This is a genomic window from Gangjinia marincola (genome assembly GCF_039523415.1).
Lineage (GTDB): Bacteria > Bacteroidota > Bacteroidia > Flavobacteriales > Flavobacteriaceae > Gangjinia > Gangjinia marincola.
Genome location: NZ_BAAAFG010000002.1, coordinates 405,157 through 426,155, shown reverse-complemented (window position 1 = coordinate 426,155; position 20,999 = coordinate 405,157). Strand labels below are relative to the sequence as shown.

Below are 20,999 nucleotides of genomic sequence, written 5' to 3'. Positions count from 1 at the left end.
TATTTTACTTAAACATTTAATATTCTTTAAATAGTTCCTAAAAAAACACCCCGATGAATGGAATAAGCGCAGAGCCATATACGCCATCATCGTCATCAAAAAGTACATTATAACGTATTCCGGCAGTAATGTTGCCTGTAGTAAACCCGGCTCCTAAAAATAGCGCGGGATTCCAAAAATTATCTTCTATGTCTCCTTCGGTTAATTCTATGGTTTGATTTACACGCAGTTGCTCATATTCCGCCGAAAGGCGAAACCCTTGATAAGGTCTAAAAAAGAATAATGCCGAGGGGCCGTAAACAGCACTCTTAAAATTACGTCCATCAGTATAAGATCCGATTATTCCTATACCGGTAGAGAAGTATCGGTTGACATCATAAATAGCTGATGGCGCCAACATACCGGTAAAAAAGCCATTACCAAAACTTAGTCCTATATTTCCGCCAAACCTAACGTTATCCATAAATCGTGATTGCTTTTGTGGCGGTACGTCTGTTTGTTGAGCCAAGGTGCTTGTACCTGTAAGAAATAAGAGAACACTAATGGTCTTAAGGGAGTATTTCAGCAAGCCGTTAAAGTTGTCTAAAATCATACAATAAATATAAGTCATAAAAGTGAGGTTTTGTTAAATAGTGTATTTTTGTATTGTATTTTAATACACTACATTCCACCTATGGATAAATTTTCATTCCTTAACGCAGCTTCAACTGCGTATTTTGCAGAACTTTACGATCAATATTTACAGCATCCTGATAGTGTTGAGCCTAGCTGGAGAGCTTTTTTTCAAGGGTTTGACTTTGCACAAGAAAAATATAACGGTGATACGATACAGGATACAAATCAACCGGCTGCTGCAACAATTAGCAATGGAATTACCTCACAAGAAATTCCCCAGCATGTCCTTAAGGAATTTCAAGTTGTAAAACTAATTGATGGATATCGTACACGAGGTCACCTTTTTACGAAAACAAATCCGGTTCGAGAAAGAAGAAAGTATGCACCAACGCTGGAGAAAGAAAATTTTGGGCTTACTGATGCAGACCTCAACACTACGTTCAATGCGGGTGAAATCTTAGGAATTGGTGCAGCTACTTTAAAATCAATCATTACGCACTTGGAACGTATCTATTGCGATGCGATTGGGGTAGAATACATGTATATAAGAAAGCCTGATGAAATACAATGGATTCAGGATAAGCTTAATAAAAACGATAATCATCCAAACTTCACGGCCGATCAAAAAAAGCATATTCTTAAAAAATTAAATGAGGCCGTATCCTTTGAATCCTTTTTGCATACCAAATACGTTGGTCAAAAAAGATTTTCTCTTGAAGGAGGCGAAAGCTTGATCCCGGCACTGGACGCCTTAATTGAACAAGCGGCAGACCAGGGAGTGAAAGAATTTATCATGGGGATGGCTCACCGTGGGCGTTTGAGTACTCTTACCAATATTTTTGGTAAAAGTGCCAAAGATATTTTTAGTGAATTTGATGGTAAAGACTATGCACAGGATATTTTTGATGGAGATGTAAAGTATCACCTAGGCTGGACCAGTAGCCGAATGACCGATAGCGGAAAAGAAATCAACCTCAACATTGCACCTAATCCCTCCCATTTAGAAACTGTTGGAGCCGTTGTACAGGGTATCGCGCGGGCAAAACAAGATAGAGACCACCAGGATAACTTTAGTGAGGTGCTTCCTATTGTTGTTCATGGAGATGCAGCGATCGCCGGTCAGGGGATCGTTTATGAAGTCATTCAAATGGCCAAATTGGACGGCTATAAGACTGCAGGAACCATACATATTGTGATCAATAATCAAATTGGTTTTACAACAAATTACCTGGATGCACGTTCGTCTACCTATTGTACCGATGTAGGCAAGGTGACACTTTCACCCGTATTGCACGTAAATGCTGATGATGCTGAAGCTGTAGTCCATGCGATGACATTCGCACTGGATTTTAGAATGAAGTATAAGCGAGATGTATTTATTGATTTGCTGGGGTACCGAAAGTATGGTCACAATGAAGGAGATGAACCCAGGTTTACCCAGCCAAAATTGTATAAAGCCATTGCGAAGCACGATAATCCCAGAGATATTTACGCCAAAAAACTTCAGGAAGAAGGTGTAATTGATGGTGATTATGTAAAGAAACTTGAAAAAGAGTATAAAGACAAATTAGAGAAGAAATTAGAAAAATCCAGAAAAGAGGATAAGACTGAAATAACTCCAATTATGCAGGATGCCTGGAAAGGTATTGGTACCGCACAAGAGGGCGAAATGATGGCAGATATCGATACCAGCTTTGATCTGGAGACACTTACTTCTATTGCAAAGACGATCACGCATTTGCCAGAGGATAAAAAAATCCTTCGCAAAATTGCTAAGCTGATTGATGCACGTCGTAAAATGTATTTTGAAGATAACTCCCTGGATTGGGCAATGGCAGAATTGCTTGCGTATGGATCATTACTCAAAGAAGGATACGATGTTCGCATGACCGGTCAGGATGTAGAACGGGGAACATTCTCTCACAGACATGCAGTAGTAAAAGCCGAAGAAAGTGAAGAAGAAATCGTCTTGTTAAACGAATTAGATAAGGATCAGGGGCATTTTTACATATATAATTCTTTACTTTCAGAATATGCTGTGGTAGGATTTGATTATGGCTATGCCATGGCAAGCCCAAAGACATTAACCATTTGGGAAGCTCAATTCGGTGATTTTAGCAACGGGGCTCAAATCATGATTGATCAATATATTTCTGCAGCAGAAGATAAGTGGAAATTGCAAAACGGACTGGTGATGTTACTTCCACACGGCTATGAAGGTCAGGGAGCAGAACATTCTTCGGCACGTATGGAGCGCTATCTACAACTTTGCGCAAAGGATAACATGTATATTGCAGATTGTTCGACTCCGGCAAATATGTTCCATTTGCTTAGAAGACAAATGAAGGCAGACTTTAGAAAACCTCTCATTGTATTTACACCAAAGAGTTTATTGCGTCATCCCAAAGTTGTTTCTACTAAAGAAGAATTTGCGAACGGCAGTTTCCAAACTGTAATAGATGATCCAGATGCAGAGGCTGGTAAAGTAAAAAGTTTAGTCTTTGTCACGGGTAAATTTTACTACGATTTACTAGCGCATAAAGAAGAAAACAATCGTGATGATGTGGCATTAGTTCGTTTAGAACAGCTCTTTCCTCTACCGGCAGAGCGTATGCGCGAAATGATGAAAAAATATAAAAATGCTAAGGACGTGGTATGGGCACAAGAAGAACCCCGAAATATGGGAGCATACAGCTTTTTACTGCTTCACCTGCCCGAAGCTAAAGATTTTAGAGTGTGTAGTAGAAGATTTTATGGTGCTCCCGCAGCAGGAAGCGCAGTTAGATTTAAGCGCCGTCATGATAAAGTAATTGAAAGCGTGTTTAATCAAGACGCGAATTAAAAATAATATAACCAAGATAACCTCATAACTATGGCGTTAGAAATGAAAGTCCCTTCACCGGGCGAATCCATCACCGAAGTTGAAATAGCACAATGGCTAGTAGAAGACGGTGATTACGTAGAAAAAGATCAGACTATAGCCGAAGTGGATAGCGACAAAGCTACGCTTGAATTACCCGCAGAAGCTAGCGGAATCATAACATTAAAAGCAGAAGAAGGCGATGCAGTCGCCGTAGGAGAAGTAGTTTGTTTGATTGATACCGAAGCTGAGCCACCCTCATCTAATGAAAGTGCGTCAGAAAAGGCCGGTAGCGGTGATGAAGGTGGAGCAGGCAATGCCGCACCAGATCTGGATGATCAAAAAGCGAATAAAGAAAATACCAATGAAAAAGCAGAAGCTTTAACACAGACTCCTTCAAAGTCATCGACACCAAACCAGCAGCAGGATAAAACCTACGCCTCTGGTACACCCTCACCGGCAGCCAAAAAGATTTTAGATGAGAAAGGGATGGATGCCTCACAAGTTCCAGGCAGCGGTCGCGATGGAAGAATCACGAAAAATGACGCTGAAAATGCGACGCCATCTATGGGGACACCGGGGCCAGGATCACGAGGCACTAGCCGCACAAAACTTTCTATGCTACGTAGAAAAGTAGCAGAACGATTGGTGGCCTCAAAAAATGAAACCGCCATGTTAACCACCTTCAACGAGGTGGATATGTCGGCGATCTTTGAACTGCGTAAGCAATATAAAGAAGAATTTAAAGCGAAGCACGGTGTAGGATTAGGATTTATGTCATTCTTTACTAAGGCAATTACCAGAGCTTTAGAACTTTATCCTGCGGTAAACAGCATGATCGACGGTAAAGAAATGATCACTTATGAGTATAAAGATATTAGCATCGCTGTTTCTGGGCCTAAAGGATTGATGGTTCCTGTGATTAGAAATGCAGAGAACTTAAGTTTTAGAGGAGTAGAAGCCGAGGTAAAACGCCTAGCTATTCGTGCCAGAGATGGTCAAATCACGGTAGATGAAATGACTGGTGGAACTTTTACAATTTCCAATGGCGGAGTATTTGGCTCAATGCTTTCAACCCCAATCATCAATCCACCTCAATCTGGTATTTTGGGAATGCACAATATCGTAGAGCGTCCTGTAGCGATAGAAGGTAAGGTGGAGATACGACCAATCATGTATGTGGCTCTATCGTATGATCATAGAATTATTGATGGGAAAGAATCGGTTGGATTCTTGGTTGCAGTTAAAGAAGCCATTGAAAACCCCACAGAGCATTTAATGGATGGGAATGTCAAAAAGGCGTTAGAGTTATAGAAGACCAATTTTACTAGTATCAATCCCGGTGCGTTGCGTATCGGGATTTTTTGGTTCTAATCTAATTGTTTATCTTAGAGTAGATTTAATCTGAGAAAATGAAAACACCCGAAGAAGAAACCGGCACCACAAAACGCACCTCAACTTCTAATCCTAAAAGCAAGAGCTTGCTTAGTGTTATCCTAGAATTTTTGTTTGGCGGAAAGAAAAAATAATTATAGTTTATAAAACGTTCCCAGACTAAAGAATAATCTGGTAAAGGTTTCTTGAGCATAGTTTTCAAATCTGTATTGAGTCGTCAATTGTACTTTGAGATTCGAAAGGATTCTATTTCCAAGCGTTACACTAAAGCGTTGGTCTATTTCAGGTGAATTGGACCGATTTAAACTTAGTAAGGACTCCAAACTACCTGCGATATAAAACTCTCTGGCATCTAATTCTAATCCTTCTAGCGGTAAATCTGCAGAGAATTGATATCTCAACCGATGCGTTATATCATTTTCTCTTATGCGTTGTTCTACTCTTGCACGATGCACTAATCTCAATTGATTATATCGTTTCCCGTAACTGTATTGTTCTGTTATTCTTAATTCTTCCGGGCGATCTTTGTCAAATAGTTCTCTATACATGATCCCCAAGGCTACTTTTCCGTAAAAACCAACTTCATAACTTGTAAAATGGGCTAGTTGCACATGAAGCGCTTCCTTGTTTTCTTCAACTTCTGTTCTATTTTCAATAGCCGTATTAAACGACCACCGTCCCTTTGAAGGCCAGGCAAGATTCATTCCCGGTTCAACGAGAATCTGATCTGCAACTTGTGCATATATCCCGGTGGATAACAAAACAAAAATGAGAATCGTGCTCTTAGAATAAGATAAAATCATAGGCAATACGGGTTACTTTTCTGGATTTGAGCAATTTTCCCTGGCGATCAAAAAGTAATTCTAATCGGTAAATAGTGCGATTATTTTTAAAAGCGACGACCAGCTCATAATGATCAAAATTCTTATTGGCAATACGCTTGTTGAGCTCATTGATATTTTCATTAGGCAAATATTGCAATTGAATTCGTTCTATTTTATTTTGTTGATCTATGCTGTCTAATTTCTGCTGGAGTAATTTTCTTTCAGCTTTAGACATAGACCGTTTTTTTATTTCTTCCTCTACATCTTCAAGCCTGCCCTTAGCATCAAACTCTATGCTGTAATCGGGATCGGTTCTTTTGGTTTTAGCTTCGTAACTTACAATGTTTCCATCAATTTCTTTATAATAGGCGTACCTCTCAAACGGGAACGCCAGTAAAGTTTTTAATGAAGCTGCAGGCATGGCAGATTTTTCAATCCGTTCTTCCTTTTCTGCTTTGATATCTTCTTGCGCTTTCGCGGAAGCTATGCCTAAAAGACAACAAATAACGAGGTAATAGAGTTGTTTATACATATCAAGTTTTGATATAAGATGTAAATTTAACCAGTAAAATTGAAACATGTTAGTTTTATTAGATAATGGTCACGGCGGATTAATTAATGGAAGCTATCAAACCGCCGGAAAACGTTTCGATCACGGTAACGGAAACATCATTTATGAAGGAGAATTTAACAGAGCCATCGTAAATGGAGTTGTAGAGCAGCTTACGGTGCTTAATATACCTTATGTAGTTCTAGCGCCCGAGTATCGCGATGTGCGTTTAGCCACTCGTATCAATCGCGCAAATCAATATAATGATCAACCATGTTTTTATTTAAGCATACATGCCAATGCTGGTGGCGGAGAAGGAAGCGAAATTTTCACATCACCCGGTAATACTAGAGCAGATCAAATGGCGACGATTTTTGGGGAAGAATACAAGAAGGTTTTTCCTGAAAGAAAACTTAGAACAGATTTTAGCGATGGAGACCTGGACAAAGAGCGCAGGTTTTATGTGCTAACCAAAACGAGTATGCCGGCAATCCTAACCGAAAACTTCTTTATGGATAACAAAGAAGAAGCCTTAAGCATTTTACTTTCTAAGACCGGCCGTGAAAAAGTAATCGCTTATCATGTAGCGGCGATTAAGCGGGTTGTGGGGTATGGGTTGTAAGGTTAATTACTCCACCTATAATACCTAGCCCCTCTTAATACAGGATTTTCTTGCTCAACAAAATCTAAGACAAATTCATTCTTCAGCGTCAAAATGGATTGATCCAATTCTTTTTTATGCAGTTGTTTGTATTGTTCAACGGTGATTGGAGTGCAATTACCTAGTGTTTCAAATAGCTTTGTAGGGGCCAAAGCATCTCTCCAATCCGGCTGTATAACTCCTTCAAAGGCTTTAGATTTTGAGCCACTTCCATACGCTAAGAAACCAAAGGTCTTTCCTGTGATATCATCATCTTGCTCTTCGTGATGGCTTAAGGCAGAAAGTAAGGCCATAAAAATAGAACCGGCATACATATTACCAATTTGACCCGAAGCAATCTCTGTAGGATAAATCTTTTGCTGGATAAAATTCTCATACTCTTCAGATTTGGAAAAGGTCTTTAAAAAATCCTTAGGATCTTCAGCTGTTTTGTACGCTTTAGCATGACTAGAATCGGCTATATAAAGCTGCGTAAAAATCCTTCGGGCTTGAAAACAATAGGGTAGATGCATGACTACACTATGCCAGGTTTCGTGTAGAGAGCCTTCACTGTTTTTCATTTCCTTCAGCCTAGTATACGCGTCTTTAACACGATCTAAATAACATTGATTAGAATATTGTCCATCAAATACAGGCTGTTGTTTATGGATGCTTATTTCGGTTTCTAACACATCTTGCCAGGGATCGTTATTCTTTATTCCGATGCTCTCTTTTGAAACGGTATGATGCGGCTTAAAAAAATCAAAGACACCTTGTGTGCTCACTGCCCAATCCTCATTAAATGCCATGATTCTTGGGTTTGCAGTAATATATAATGCAACCGCTCCTGCCCCTTGAGTATATTCTCCAGTAGAGGCCAAGTCGTATTTTGCAATATCTGTGGTAATGACTACCGCTTTTTTCGTGGGATTAGCCTTGATGTAGTCCAGGCAGTTTTGTAAAGCGTCTACACCGCCAATACAAGCGAACATCAGATCCACTACATCGCAATGGCTTAATGCACCAGTTGTAAACAAGGTTTCTTCCATCAATGAATGTACGTAAGTGGCGATTGGCTTTGAGCCATCTACGGCGCTTTCTGTACCTACATAAATTCGGTCGATATTCATCGGAGTTAACTCGTGCTGTTCGATGAGTTTTTTTAGGGCATTAGCGGCAAATACAACGCTGTCTTGATGTACATCTGGAAAAGCCATTTTATGCAAGCCTAATCCTTTTTCTAATTTGGCGGGTTCTATGTTGCGGTGCTTTGCCAAGGAGGCAATGGGAAGATAAATGGAAGGGATGTCAAAGCTAATTGCGTCTATACCTATATTCATATGTGCTCAATCGTGATTTAAGATCAAACTTAGGCAATGACAATAAGTTATAAAACTTTAGGTTAGATTCACTACTTATTTTTATGGATTTGCTAAAAACGAGAGAGGTTTATTAAGATATCTTAATGATCTAATTAGGATTTACAGTCGCAGCTACGACATCCGGCCTTTTAAGTTCATGGACGTCACGGTCTGGACCAATGCCCAGACGACGTAATGTTACTTTACCTCTGCGCTTAAATTTTAGCAAGACCATGGCCGAAACATTCTTATCTTCAACATCCTCCCAAAGTAACAATTCATCAATAGCAAACTTTACGGTTTCAAGATCGAGTTCATCTTTGTTGAATTTGGTATCGTTATCAACACTCAACAAACATGATCTACCACCCTGATAGACCAAAATTTGAAACATGAGTTCGCCGCGAAGTTTTTTTCGGGCTCTGGGGTTGAGGTGTTCTACAATAATTTTTTTAATTGCCTCTGGATCTTTACGTGCAACTTCTACATCATTCTCTATAATAAAATCACGTATTTCACAGTCTTCAAAAGCAATAGGGAGTAAATCCTGTGCTTGTAATTGTCCCGTTAAGAGAAAAATTAAAGGGAGTAATATCTTCTTCATAATTTCGATTATAGTATAAAGTTAATTTCTCATTTTAATTCGTCCTAACTTATAAGAAAAGTTTAGGGAAATTTTACACCAAATTCTACTTAAGATAAAGGTTCTTTTTGCTGTAGTCAATAACGGCTTTTCCTTTTTTAAGGACATCTGCTCCTAAAATACCATGTACTTTTTTTGCATTATGTTCTTCAAGCGCTTGATTCACGTGTTTGAGATCAAACAAAACAAAATCAATTTTACGTTTTCTCCACGTGCCAATGGTAAGCTCATTTTTTGTCGAAACCTGCGTCAACATATTTACAGCTCCAGCTCCAGCTGCCTTTATATCACTATCTTCAGCCTCTAATTCAAAATGAGCTACACTGTCAAATCCAATACAGCTGCTGGAAGCGCCGGTGTCTAATATAAAACGACCTTCGATTGAATTAACGGCAACCACTAGTTCTAAGTGATTGGTAGAGATAAGCGCAAATTTAATACGATGATATCCTTTTGCGTTTAGAAGTTGAAGTAAACTGCTCATCAATTTTTGATCAAATGTACTACCTTAAATGAATTTGATCCTTATATAATCAACAGGATTGAAGGTTGTCATAAATATTTTATGGTATTACCTTTACCCACATGGTAATTACAGATACACATGTTCACTTATACAGTGAAGCATTTGATGAAGATAGAGATGAAGTAATAAAACAAGCGGTTGATGCAGGGGTTGATAGATTCTTTATACCGGCAATAGATTCTACCTACACTCAGCGCATGCATGATTTGAAAAACTCTTATCCCGATAAGATATTTCTTATGATGGGGCTTCATCCTACCCACGTTAAAGAGAATTACCAGGATGAATTAGATCATGTATATTCACAATTAAAGCAAAACAAATTTTACGCGGTGGGTGAAATAGGGATTGATCTATATTGGGATAAGTCGACTTTAGGAATTCAGCAAGAGGCTTTTGCACAACAAATACGCTGGGCAAAAGAGGTAGATCTTCCCATTGTAATTCATTGCCGCGATGCTTTTGATGAAGTTTTTGAGGTACTTGAGCAAGAAAAGCATGATCGCTTACGCGGAATATTTCACTGCTTCACAGGCAATAAAAAACAAGCAGTACAGGCCATTTCGTACGGCATGAAACTGGGCATTGGGGGAGTGGTAACCTTTAAAAACGGAAAAATCGATCAATTTTTGAACGAGATTGACCTAAAGCATATCGTAGCTGAAACAGATGCTCCATACTTAGCACCCACACCATATAGAGGAAAAAGAAATGATCCAAAATATATTCTAAATGTGATTGAAAAGCTGGCAACGCTATACCAAACTACTCCGGCAAGAATAGCCACAATCACAACAGCTAATTCTAAAGAGGTATTTAATGTCTAATGAAAGTCCAGTAATTAATTCTACCATCCTCCTTATATACACTGGTGGAACGATTGGGATGGTTAAGGATCCTGAAACCGGAGCACTTAGATCATTTGATTTTGATGAGCTATTACTCCGCATCCCCGAAATTAAGCTATTGGATCATGAAATTGACACGATTAGTTTTGAGCATCCCATAGATTCTTCAGACATGAAGATAGAAGATTATCTTCAGATAGCAGCTCTTATAGAAACCTATTATGATCAATACGATGGTTTTGTTATTCTACACGGCAGTGACACGATGTCCTACACAGCTTCCGCATTAAGCTTTATGCTGGAGAATCTCAAAAAACCCATTATTTTCACAGGGTCTCAACTGCCTATTGGTGATTTACGAACCGATGCCAAAGAAAATCTAATTACCAGCATTCAATTAGCCGGGCTAAAAGACAGAGGACGATCTGTAATTAATGAAGTAGGATTGTATTTTGAATATAAATTATACCGCGCGAATCGTACAACAAAGATTAACGCAGAGCATTTTGAGGCGTTTGCTTCACTAAATTATCCTGCACTCGCAGAATCAGGAGTACATTTATCCATTAATCATCCTGCCTTATTCATTCCAAACCGACGAAAAAAACTTAGGGTGCATAAAAAGCTTGATCAGCGTATTGTAGTGATTAAAATGTTTCCGGGTCTTACGCCCGAAGTATTTGATGCTATGATAAGCGCAGAGTCACTCAAAGGTATAATCCTGGAGACCTACGGAAGTGGAAATACCACCACAGCAGAATGGTTTATTACTAAGATTAAGGAATGTATTAAAAACAATATTCCCGTGGTCAATGTGACTCAGTGTAGTGGGGGTAGCGTTGCGATGGGACAATATGAAACAAGCGTACAATTAAAACGTATTGGAGTTATTAATGGTAAAGACATTACGACCGAAGCAGCTCTTGGAAAAATGATGCATCTTTTAAGCAATTTAGAGGATAGAGAAAGGTTTAAACAGATGTTTGAAACTTCGCTTAGAGGAGAAATGTCTTAAAAATTAACGCCCGTTCTTTGAATTGGACATATTTTTTTTGTTATTTGGCATTCCTTTTTGAGAGGATATTCAGAGAGGTGGCCGAGTGGTCGAAGGCGCACGCCTGGAAAGTGTGTAACCGCTAACCGCGGTTCGAGGGTTCGAATCCCTTCCTCTCTGCTAAAAAACGATTCAACGAATAACTCGTTTTTGAGGAAGTAGAAAGTAACGTTCAACTTATTTTCTACTGCATAAAAAGGTAAAGGCGTAGAGCTTTTATTAGATTGTATGCTTGATAAGCTAACGAGTAGGAGTGGGTATCAGTAAATTAATCTCTTGCTCTCTTATTAAAGGCATTCTAAAGTTCGGTATGAACTTAAAAAAGGATGTTACAGTAATATAGTTTGGGGAGAGTAAATTTAAAGATACCTTCCTGTCCTAAATTTTAATAAATTAATTTTTATATATTTAACCTTTAACTAATTTTAATTAAGAAATAATGAAAAGATTATTTTCTATCTTGACTATTGCTGCACTTATGGTTGTTGGAACTGTAAATGCAAATACTTCTAATACTACAGAAGCTTTTACTTCTACAACATTCGTTCAGGACGCTGAAGCTGCCGGTGCAGATGATGCCGAAGAAACACTAAACTTCCATCAAGAATTAAAGAAACGTTTTATTGAAGGTGGTGCCGGCTTTATGGGTATCGTATTAATCTGTTTGATTTTAGGATTAGCCATTGCCATTGAGCGTATTATTTATTTAAATCTTGCGTCAACCAATACTAAGAAGTTAGCACAAGATGTAGAAGATGCCCTTAATAGTGGTGGTATTGAAGCAGCTAAAGAAGTGTGCAGAAATACAAGTGGACCAGTAGCTTCTATCTATTATCAAGGTCTGGATAGAGCGCATGAAGATATAGATGCGGCAGAGAAGGCAGTAATCGCTTATGGTGGAGTTCAAATGGGACAGTTAGAACGTAATGTTTCTTGGGTTTCTTTATTTATTGCACTTGCACCTATGCTTGGTTTCATGGGAACAGTTATTGGTATGATACAAGCGTTTGATAAGATTGAAGCAGCAGGAGATATGCAGCCGTCCTTAGTAGCGGGTGGTATTAAAGTAGCACTTTTGACAACAGTATTTGGTCTTATTGTGGCAATTATCCTGCAAATTTTCTACAACTACATCATTGCAAAAATTGACCGTATTGTAAATGATATGGAAGATGCCTCAATCACCTTGATTGATATGTTAGTTGCTTACAAGAACAAAAGAAAAGTTTAATCTTTAAACGCAAAGAATGTCTTTACATAAAATTTTTAAATATATAGCCTTAGCGCTTGGCGTGATTGGTGCGATTTTATTGGCACGAGTAATCATAACAGGTGACACGACTATTGAAGAATCAGCAGATGTTCAATCCAGTGTGGTAGATCCATTCATGTATGTGTCTTACATTGTCTTAGCCGTAGTAATTGGCTTGGTTCTTGTGTTCGTAATTAAAGGATTGTTTAGTGGTGACATCAAGAAAACACTTATTTCGGTTGGTCTTTTTCTGGCCGTATTTGCATTAGGATACGTGTTGTCATCAGGTGATAATCTTAACCTTGAACCTTTTATAAAGAAAGGACAAGATGTAACCGAAAGTACCTCTAAGTGGGTAGGAACAGGATTAATCGTTTTTTATGTTCTCGCAGCAGCAGCCATATTATCCATGGTATTCTCTGGAGCTAAAAAAGCAATTTCAAGATAATTATGGCAAAAAGATCAGCACCAGAAGTAAACGCAGGATCAATGGCAGACATCGCCTTTCTTCTGCTCATCTTTTTCTTGGTAACAACAACCATTGAAACTGATAGTGGGATAAGTAGAAAGTTGCCACAAATACAACCTGAAGATATCGTTCCACCGATTTTAAAACAGCGAAATGTTTTTACGGTCCTTGTTAATAGTAATGGTGATTTACTGGTAGAGGATGAGCCCTTTCAGCTGGAGAATTTACGTGCGGAAGCTGTAGCATTTCTAGATAATGGAGGTGGAACCGGAGAGGAAAAATGTACCTTTTGTCAAGGTGCACGTGACCCGGACTCATCAGATAATCCAGAGAAAGCTGTAATTACGCTACAAAATGATCGTGCAACTGAGTATGGTGTTTATATCGCTGTGCAGAATGAATTGGTTGCAGCGTACAATGAATTGAGAGATCGTGAAGCACAACGTCTTTATGGTCAACTTTTCACCGCAATGGAAAAAGACTACGCTAATCCTCAATCACCACGTTTTAAAAGCGATGCACTAAAAGAGAAGATTGATAAGATTAAGGACATGATTCCTCAAAAATTATCTGAGGCAGAACCTAAAAAAACAAGCTAATATGTCAAAGTTTAGAAAAGGTGGAAAAAAAGAATTGCCGGCAATTTCAACGGCCTCTTTACCAGATATTGTTTTTATGTTGCTTTTCTTTTTTATGGTGGCTACTGTAATGCGTCAAAATACGTTGATGATTAAAAATACATTGCCATATGCTGATCAAACTGAGAAGTTGGATAAAAAAGATATGATCATGTATATTTACGCGGGTAAGCCAAGTGATCGTTATAAAGCTAGTGCAGGTACTGAGGCTAGGATACAGCTTAATGACAAGTTTGCCACGGTAGAAGAGGTAAAAGCGTTTATCTTTGCTGAAAGAGCTTCTAAACGTGAAGAGCTAATACCTTACCTAACAACCGCATTAAAGGTTGATGAAGAAACAAACATGGGATTAGTTTCAGATATTAAGCAAGAGCTTAGAGAAGCAGAAGCACTTAAAATTAATTATACGACGCGATCAGGTTCAGCCATGCAGAATCTTGAGAATTAAGGACTATTTAATCCAGTATAAACCCTCCATGGCCTAGGCGATGGAGGTTTTTTTATGCTATATTTGAACGTATGCAAATGCGATCCTTCTTTATCATAGTGTTTTTAGGCGCTGGCTTTGCAGGCTTAGCGCAGGATATATTCACAACGCCAATTGATAGTAGCTATCGCGAAGATCAATTCTACATTGGGTTCACCTATAATGTATTAGTTGATCGTCCTGATAATGTGAATCAAACAGGTTTTTCAGGAGGATTAAATCTAGGATTTATACGCGATGTTCCATTTAATAACAAGCGAACCCTGGGAATTGGAGTTGGCCTAGGATTGTCAGTCAATACATACGTGCAAAACTTGTTTATTGGTGAAGAAGCCCAAAACGAAACAACAATCTTTCGTGCCTTAGACAGAGATATTATAACCTTTGATACCAATCGTTTCTCTACGTACCTCATTGAAGTACCTTTTCACTTTAGATGGAGATCTTCTAATATAGAGAAGTATAAGTTTTGGCGTATATATACGGGACTACAGCTTGGATATATCTATCATTTTTCATCCTATTTTAATCAGTCAAATAATACAGTTAGGCAAACTGATGTGCCAGAACTTGAGCGATTTCGCTTGGGAACAAGCTTTTCATTTGGTTTTAACGCAGTAAATTTCCAAGTGTATTACGCACTCAATGATTTGTTTGATGCCGAGATTGATGGAGAACAAATAGGACTACAGCCTATAAAAGTTGGCCTAATTTTTTATCTACTTTAACCATAAACTCCACAGAACAAGCTGTGGAATAACTCCAGAAAGAAGCCCTAAACTAATCTCAGTCAACGTATGTGCTTTAGCTTGTAATCTGGCTGAAGCCGTCCAGCCTATACAAAAAACCAAAAATGCCAATGTAGCATTGAGATTAATCGCAAAATGAATACTAAGGGCTGCAATAAATGTAGCAATACCGCTGATGCCTATAGTATGCAGGCTAATTTTCATCTTTAATAGAACACCTATAAAAGCAATTACACCAGATAAAAAGATGCCCCCAAAGAATAAATAGAGCTCCATATAATTTTCAGGGGTTACAATTATTCTCATCGCAAGAATAGTGAGGATTAAGAAGAGCAGGAGAGGCAGCTTTCGTTCTTTTGTAATAGGCAATTTGATTGAACTAATTAATCCAATGGTTTTCATAAAAAAAAGCAATACTACGGGTAAAAATACGGTAATGATTGAAATCGCCAGTATCTTAGCTTTGATGTATGGAGCGGGGATATATCTGGGAGTGAGAATAAAATAATATACCGTTCCTGCTAACGGCATCCAGATGGGATGAAAGAGATAAGAAGCTATTTTAATAAAAGGAGACATTAGATTTCCTTACGCAAACGTGCAACCGGAATATCCAACTGTTCTCTGTATTTAGCTACTGTACGCCTAGCAATTGGATAGCCTTTTTCCTTAAGAATTTTGGCTAATTTCTCATCGGTTAAGGGTTTGCGCTTATCCTCTTCACCTATGGTGATTTCTAAAATCTTTTTGATCTCTCGGGTAGAGACATCTTCCCCCTGATCATTTTTCATCGATTCTGAGAAGAACTCCTTAATTAGTTTAGTTCCATAAGGAGTATCTACGTATTTACTGTTTGCCACACGCGAAACAGTTGATACATCCATCCCTATTTCATCTGCAATATCCTTGAGAATCATAGGCTTTAAATTACGCTCATCACCTGTAAGAAAATACTCTTTTTGATGATTCATAATCGAACTCATCGTTACAAAGAGCGTTTGCTGTCGTTGTTTTATCGCTTCTATGAACCACTTAGCAGAATCCAGCTTTTGTTTAATAAACATGACGGCATCCTTTTGCTCCTTTGACTTTTGCTTAGATTCTTTATAGCCCTTAAGCATGTTATTGTACGCAGGGGATACGTGCAATTCTGGTGCATTACGACCATTTAAGGTGAGCTCTAATTCGCCATCTACAATTTTAATCGCAAAGTCTGGTACAACATGTTCTACAATGCGCGTGTTGCCGGCATAGCTCCCCCCGGGTTTTGGATTGAGATGTTCAATTTCGTCAATAGCAGCACGTAATTGATCTTCAGTAATATTGAATTTCGCTAATAATTTTTTGTAATGTTTTTTTGAAAAGTGATCAAAAGATTGACTTAGGATATCTTCCGCCAGTTCAACAGATTCTGTCGGAGTTTTGCGCTCTAATTGAAGCAATAAACATTCTTGCAACGATCGGGCTGCAACACCAGCGGGATCTAATTGCTGAACCAATTTTAATACTTTTTCTACTTCATCTTCTTCGGCAAAAACATTTTGAGTAAACGCTAAATCATCTACAATATCAGGAATAGGTCTACGTATATACCCACTGTCATCTACGCTTCCAACCAAAAACTCAGCAATTTCCATTTGTTGATCCGTCAAGCGGAAGTTTTGCAGCTGTGTCTTTAAATGTTGAGTAAACGATGTACCTGAAGCATACGGGATTTGCTTATCCTCATCATCTGCGCTATAGTTATTTGCTCTTAGTCTATAGTCAGGAACTTCGTCATCACTTAAATATTCATCAACATTGATATCGGTTTCTATGCTTTCAGTTCCATAATCATCGTCAAAGTCTTCATTAGAGAATTCATCTTCATAATCCTGCGACTCCTCTTTTCCGTTTTCAAGACCCGGATTTTCCTCCAGTTCTTGTTTTACGCGTTGTTCAAATGCCTGCGTAGGCAATTGAATAAGCTTCATCAACTGGATTTGTTGAGGCGATAGCTTTTGAGATAATTTAAAATTAAGCTGCTGTTTGAGCATAGATGATTCAACTGAGTTTTTCCAAAAATAATTAATTCCCGTATGAGATCATCTTAAGATAAGCATAATCCCTTAGAATTCGGCATTGAGTGGAGTACGCGGATAAGGAATCACATCTCTAATATTTGTCATACCGGTAACGAATAGTACCAAACGCTCAAATCCAAGTCCAAAACCACTGTGTATACAGGTTCCAAATTTACGGGTTTCTAAGTACCACCATAATTCTTCTTTGGGGATATTAAGTGCTTTCATTTTTTCAAGCAGCACATCGTGGCGTTCCTCACGTTGTGAGCCGCCTACAATTTCCCCAATCCCCGGGAAAAGAATATCCATGGCACGAACGGTTTTGCCGTCGTCATTTAAACGCATGTAAAACGACTTGATTTCTGCCGGGTAATCAAAGAGAATGACAGGGCATTTAAAGTGTTTTTCAACTAAAAAGCGTTCGTGTTCACTTTGTAAATCTGCGCCCCATTCCTCAATAAGGTAGTTGAATTTCTTCTTTTTATTGGGCTTAGAATTCTTGAGGATTTCAATGGCCTCTGTATAGCTTACTCGTTTAAAATTATTCTCTACGACAAAATTGAGCTTATCTAATAGCGACATAGGTTCTCTTTGATCAGCAGGCTTTTGCTTATCCTCTTGCTCCTGGCGCTTGGCTAAAAACTCCAGGTCATCTTTACCATGCTCTAAGACGTAAGAAATTACACTTTTGATAAAATCTTCAGCTAGATCCATATTGCCGGCCAGATCGCAAAATGCAACCTCTGGTTCAATCATCCAGAATTCGGCTAAATGGCGAGAAGTATTAGAATTTTCGGCTCTAAAGGTGGGTCCAAAGGTGTACACTTTTCCTAATCCAAGGGCAAAAGTTTCTGCCTCCAACTGTCCGGAAACCGTCAAATTAGTTTCCTTGCCAAAAAAGTCTTCTTTGTAGTTGATGCTTCCATCTTCATTTTTAGCGGGATTCGCGGCATCAATAGTCGTAACTTTAAACGTTTCACCTGCACCTTCAGCATCACTACCTGTAATGATTGGAGTGTGTACGTTGTAAAATCCGTTTTTTGTAAAGTAATCGTGGACTGCATAAGAGAGCATGCTCCTTAAACGCATGACTGCACCAAATGTGTTCGTTCTTACGCGTAAATGCGCTTGTTCACGCAGCTTTTCAAGACTATGACGTTTAGGAGATAAAATAGTTAGTTTTACATCTTCTGGATCTGCAGTACCCAAAATCGTGATCTCATCTACCTCAATTTCTACGCGTTGTCCAGAACCTTGACTTTCTTTTAGTGTCCCTTTGACTTCAATTGCAGCACCCACAGTCACTTGATCTAAAATGTCTTTATCCATTTGTTCAAAATCGACCACACATTGAACGTTGTGAATGGTAGAACCATCATTTAGTGCAATAAACCTATTACTTCTAAAGGAACGTACCCAACCTTTTAAAGTATATTCTTGGTGGATTTTTTCACTCGCTAAAACGTTTTTCACTAAGGTGTGCTGCATGGTAATTTTTTTATCGCGGTAAAGATAATTTTTAGGGCTAAGGTCGGCAAGTTTGGATTACTTAATTTATGTGGAAATGTCGTTCTCTGCCTCCTCAATTTCGTCATCCTTTGGTTCGATGATTTTTAAGCTTGGTTCACGCAGTACACGTTTATTGGCAATACTACGTTCAAGCGATAGGAGTAGGGAGGGTAAAAGAAGCAAATTAGAAAGCATAGCAAATAATAAGGTAGCAGAAACTAAGCCCCCTAGCGCCACCGTGCCCCCAAAACTACTGGTCATAAAGACTGAAAACCCAAAGAACAAAACGATAGAGGTATAAAACATGCTTACCGCAGTCTCTCGTAAGGCGGCGTATACTGATCGTCTTATTTTCCAATGATTGGCTTTTAATTCTTGACGGTATTTTGCCAAGAAATGAATGGTGTCGTCTACCGAAATTCCAAAGGCTATACTAAATACCAAAATAGTAGAAGGTTTGATAGGAATCCCAACAAAGCCCATCATTCCAGCGGTTACAAGCAGCGGAAGAAGATTTGGTATAATGGAGATCAAAATCATTCTAAACGATCTAAACATCCAGGCCATGAACAGAGCAATAAGTAGTATGGCTAGTGATAAGGATACGATAAGATTCTTAATAAGATAATCTGTGCCTTTTTGAAAAATAAGTGCTTTACCGGTGAGAGAAATAGTGTAGCGTTCTTTAGGGAAAATTTTCTCGGTTTTTTCAAGTAGGTTGGCTTCAATTCGCTCAATCTCTGCAGTAGTTACCTCTTTCATAAAGGTTGTGATACGGGCGTACTGACCGGTTGAATCTACATAGGCATTGAGCAAATTATCAGTGCCTTTCATATTTTTAGCGTAGGACAAAATAAAGTTTTGCTCATTGGATTTAGGGAGTTGATAATACTTAGGATTACCATTAAAATAAGCTTGTTTGCTGTACTTTACCACGTTGACTACGCTCAATGGATCAGATAATTTTTCCTCATCTATGATGAGTTCCTGAAACTGCTCCATTCGCTTCAAAGTTGCCGATTTAAGCACGCCTTTTTTTCGCTTGGTGTCAACCATAATTTCTAACGGAAGAATACCGTCAAACTCTTCCTCAAAAAAACGAATGTCTTTAAAGAAGGTGGTATTCTTGGGCATGTCGTCTAAGATGCTTCCTGAAACTTTTATTTGATAAATCCCAATTATGCTCACAATAAGCAAACCAACTGAGGTAAGATAAATTGTAATGCGATGAAACCGTACTTTCTGCTCCATCCAACGCACAAAAGAATCCAGCCAGGTTTTCCCCAGATGTTTTAGATGCTTAGGTTTTGGGTGTTGCATGTAGCTGTACGCAATAGGTATAATAAGCAAAGACAGAATAAAAATCGCGATGATATTGATGGAGGCGACAAGACCAAACTCCTTAAGCAGCTTACTTTCAGTGAGGATAAAAGTAGCAAAGCCCGAAGCGGTAGTGACGTTCGTCATCAACGTAGCATTACCAATTTTAGCAATCACGCGCTGTAATGATTTTGCCTTATTCCCGTGATTTTTGATTTCTTGTTGGTACTTGTTGATCAGGAATATACAGTTAGGTATCCCAATCACAATGATTAAAGGCGGAATAATAGCAGTGAGTACAGTAATCTCGTAATTGAGTAGGCCAATGACTCCAAAGGACCACATTACCCCAATAATGACCGTAAGAAGCGATATAAATGTCGCCCTAAAACTTCTAAAGAAAAAGAAGAAAATAACCGAAGTTACCAGCAAGGCTAACAGCACAAAAATCCCAATCTCATCAATGATGTTTTGTGCATTAAGCGTGCGTATGTAGGGCATACCAGACACATGAATTTCCAGGTCATTTGAGTTCCGAAACTTCTCTAAGGTGGGCTGAAGTTTATTAACGATAAAATCGCGCCTCCCTTTTTTATTAACAATCGCTTTGTCTATATATAAGGCTGTTTGTACGGTTTTGGTATTCTTGCTGTACACCAATCCCTTATAAAACGGAAGATTTTCAAAGAGTACTTTTTTTATACTATCAACCTGCTTTTGGGTTTTGAGTGGTTTGGTGAGAAAAGGAGTAAACTCAAACCTACCTGGATTTTCTTTTTTTTCAAGCGTTTTTAGATTCCCTAGCCCGATCACTTGTTCGACTTGATCAAACTGCTGCAATGTATCTGCTAGTTTATTCCACGCATTAAATTTTTCGGGGGTAAAGAGATCTGGGTCATTGGTTGCAATGACAATGAGATTTCCTTCTTCACCAAAATGGTCTAGAAATTCTTGATATTCTTGATTTACCGGGTGATCATCTGGTAGTAAGTTCGCTTCCGTAAAGCTAAAGCGCATGTTTTTCCATTGAAAACCGAACAATACGGTAACAATGATAATTCCAATTATAATGGCAAGGCGATTACGTAAAATAATTCCGGCAAGGGTATTCCAGAAACCGTAGGTAAAAAGTTTGGCCATTGAGTAGTGTTAGCTAGCTACTGTAAATGTACTATAAAGAACGAGAACCAAAAAAA

General features: G+C 38.6%; 20 protein-coding genes and 1 tRNA gene. 11 read left to right on the top strand and 10 right to left on the bottom strand.

The features are described from left to right. Positions 1-37: 37 nt before the first annotated feature. The gene (locus ABD000_RS03460) at positions 38-610 is read right to left on the bottom strand and encodes an alpha-ketoglutarate decarboxylase (protein ID WP_343763859.1); all 573 of its coding nucleotides are present in this window, start codon (positions 608-610) and stop codon (positions 38-40) included. Between the two features lie 63 nt (positions 611-673). On the opposite strand from ABD000_RS03460, the gene ABD000_RS03455 reads away from it, so the two are divergent. Together ABD000_RS03455 and odhB are read left to right on the top strand one after the other, a co-directional pair. Continuing rightward, positions 674-3,457 carry a 2-oxoglutarate dehydrogenase E1 component gene (locus ABD000_RS03455; RefSeq protein WP_343763857.1) on the top strand — a complete coding sequence of 928 codons (2,784 nt, stop codon included), beginning with the start codon at positions 674-676 and terminating at the stop codon, positions 3,455-3,457. Between the two features lie 30 nt (positions 3,458-3,487). Further along, complete coding sequence (odhB, locus tag ABD000_RS03450) at positions 3,488-4,789, top strand: 2-oxoglutarate dehydrogenase complex dihydrolipoyllysine-residue succinyltransferase (protein ID WP_343763855.1); 1,302 nt, start codon at positions 3,488-3,490, stop codon at positions 4,787-4,789. A 215-nt stretch (positions 4,790-5,004) separates the two neighbouring features. On the opposite strand, the gene ABD000_RS03445 is transcribed toward odhB, so the two are convergent. Then, the gene (locus ABD000_RS03445) at positions 5,005-5,673 is read right to left on the bottom strand and encodes a DUF2490 domain-containing protein (RefSeq protein WP_343763853.1); all 669 of its coding nucleotides are present in this window, start codon (positions 5,671-5,673) and stop codon (positions 5,005-5,007) included. Then, positions 5,654-6,226: a hypothetical protein gene (locus ABD000_RS03440; RefSeq protein ID WP_343763851.1), complete on the bottom strand. Its 573-nt coding sequence runs from the start codon at positions 6,224-6,226 to the stop codon at positions 5,654-5,656. Before ABD000_RS03440 ends, ABD000_RS03445 begins: the two co-directional genes overlap by 20 nt. A gap of 46 nt (positions 6,227-6,272) precedes the next feature. On the opposite strand from ABD000_RS03440, the gene ABD000_RS03435 reads away from it, so the two are divergent. After that, positions 6,273-6,866: an N-acetylmuramoyl-L-alanine amidase gene (locus tag ABD000_RS03435; protein ID WP_343763849.1), complete on the top strand. Its 594-nt coding sequence runs from the start codon at positions 6,273-6,275 to the stop codon at positions 6,864-6,866. 2 nt (positions 6,867-6,868) lie between these two features. Here ABD000_RS03435 and ABD000_RS03430 read toward each other — a convergent pair whose 3' ends face one another. The 3 genes from ABD000_RS03430 to ABD000_RS03420 form a co-directional block, all read right to left on the bottom strand. Next, positions 6,869-8,224, bottom strand: a complete 1,356-nt coding sequence (locus tag ABD000_RS03430) for a hydroxymethylglutaryl-CoA synthase family protein (RefSeq protein WP_343763848.1) — start codon at positions 8,222-8,224, stop codon at positions 6,869-6,871. Positions 8,225-8,354: 130 nt separating this feature from the next. Continuing rightward, positions 8,355-8,849 (bottom strand): hypothetical protein, encoded by a 495-nt coding sequence (locus ABD000_RS03425; protein WP_343763846.1) that lies wholly within the window; start codon positions 8,847-8,849, stop codon positions 8,355-8,357. 85 nt (positions 8,850-8,934) lie between these two features. Then, positions 8,935-9,372, bottom strand: a complete 438-nt coding sequence (locus tag ABD000_RS03420) for a retropepsin-like aspartic protease (RefSeq protein WP_343763844.1) — start codon at positions 9,370-9,372, stop codon at positions 8,935-8,937. 101 nt (positions 9,373-9,473) lie between these two features. Between ABD000_RS03420 and ABD000_RS03415 the strand changes: the two genes are divergently transcribed. From ABD000_RS03415 to ABD000_RS03380, 8 genes are all read left to right on the top strand, one after another. After that, on the top strand, positions 9,474-10,241 hold the full coding sequence (locus tag ABD000_RS03415; protein ID WP_343763842.1) for a TatD family hydrolase: 768 nt from the start codon (positions 9,474-9,476) through the stop codon (positions 10,239-10,241). Continuing rightward, on the top strand, positions 10,234-11,277 hold the full coding sequence (locus ABD000_RS03410) for an asparaginase (RefSeq protein ID WP_343763840.1): 1,044 nt from the start codon (positions 10,234-10,236) through the stop codon (positions 11,275-11,277). The genes ABD000_RS03415 and ABD000_RS03410 overlap by 8 nt, the downstream gene beginning before the upstream one ends. Positions 11,278-11,348: 71 nt before the next feature. Next, positions 11,349-11,436: transfer RNA gene (locus ABD000_RS03405), tRNA-Ser, on the top strand. A 319-nt stretch (positions 11,437-11,755) separates the two neighbouring features. After that, a complete protein-coding gene (locus ABD000_RS03400; protein WP_343763838.1) occupies positions 11,756-12,547 on the top strand; it encodes a MotA/TolQ/ExbB proton channel family protein in 792 nt (263 codons plus the stop codon). Between the two features lie 16 nt (positions 12,548-12,563). Further along, positions 12,564-13,016 (top strand): hypothetical protein, encoded by a 453-nt coding sequence (locus ABD000_RS03395; protein WP_343763835.1) that lies wholly within the window; start codon positions 12,564-12,566, stop codon positions 13,014-13,016. Between the two features lie 2 nt (positions 13,017-13,018). Continuing rightward, complete coding sequence (locus ABD000_RS03390) at positions 13,019-13,636, top strand: ExbD/TolR family protein (RefSeq protein ID WP_343763831.1); 618 nt, start codon at positions 13,019-13,021, stop codon at positions 13,634-13,636. Position 13,637: 1 nt separating this feature from the next. After that, positions 13,638-14,123 carry an ExbD/TolR family protein gene (locus tag ABD000_RS03385; protein ID WP_343763827.1) on the top strand — a complete coding sequence of 162 codons (486 nt, stop codon included), beginning with the start codon at positions 13,638-13,640 and terminating at the stop codon, positions 14,121-14,123. Between the two features lie 77 nt (positions 14,124-14,200). Next, positions 14,201-14,890, top strand: a complete 690-nt coding sequence (locus ABD000_RS03380) for a porin family protein (RefSeq protein WP_343763825.1) — start codon at positions 14,201-14,203, stop codon at positions 14,888-14,890. Here ABD000_RS03380 and ABD000_RS03375 read toward each other — a convergent pair. From ABD000_RS03375 to ABD000_RS03360, 4 genes are all read right to left on the bottom strand, one after another. Continuing rightward, positions 14,882-15,490 (bottom strand): hypothetical protein, encoded by a 609-nt coding sequence (locus ABD000_RS03375; protein ID WP_343763823.1) that lies wholly within the window; start codon positions 15,488-15,490, stop codon positions 14,882-14,884. The genes ABD000_RS03380 and ABD000_RS03375 overlap by 9 nt on opposite strands. Continuing rightward, positions 15,490-16,947, bottom strand: a complete 1,458-nt coding sequence (gene rpoN / locus ABD000_RS03370) for an RNA polymerase factor sigma-54 (protein WP_343763821.1) — start codon at positions 16,945-16,947, stop codon at positions 15,490-15,492. Before rpoN ends, ABD000_RS03375 begins: the two co-directional genes overlap by 1 nt. A gap of 72 nt (positions 16,948-17,019) precedes the next feature. Next, a complete protein-coding gene (gene asnS / locus ABD000_RS03365; protein WP_343763819.1) occupies positions 17,020-18,462 on the bottom strand; it encodes an asparagine--tRNA ligase in 1,443 nt (480 codons plus the stop codon). A 66-nt stretch (positions 18,463-18,528) separates the two neighbouring features. Then, positions 18,529-20,943, bottom strand: coding sequence for an efflux RND transporter permease subunit (locus ABD000_RS03360; RefSeq protein WP_343763817.1), 2,415 nt, complete (start codon positions 20,941-20,943; stop codon positions 18,529-18,531). Between the last annotated feature and the right edge of the window lie 56 nt (positions 20,944-20,999).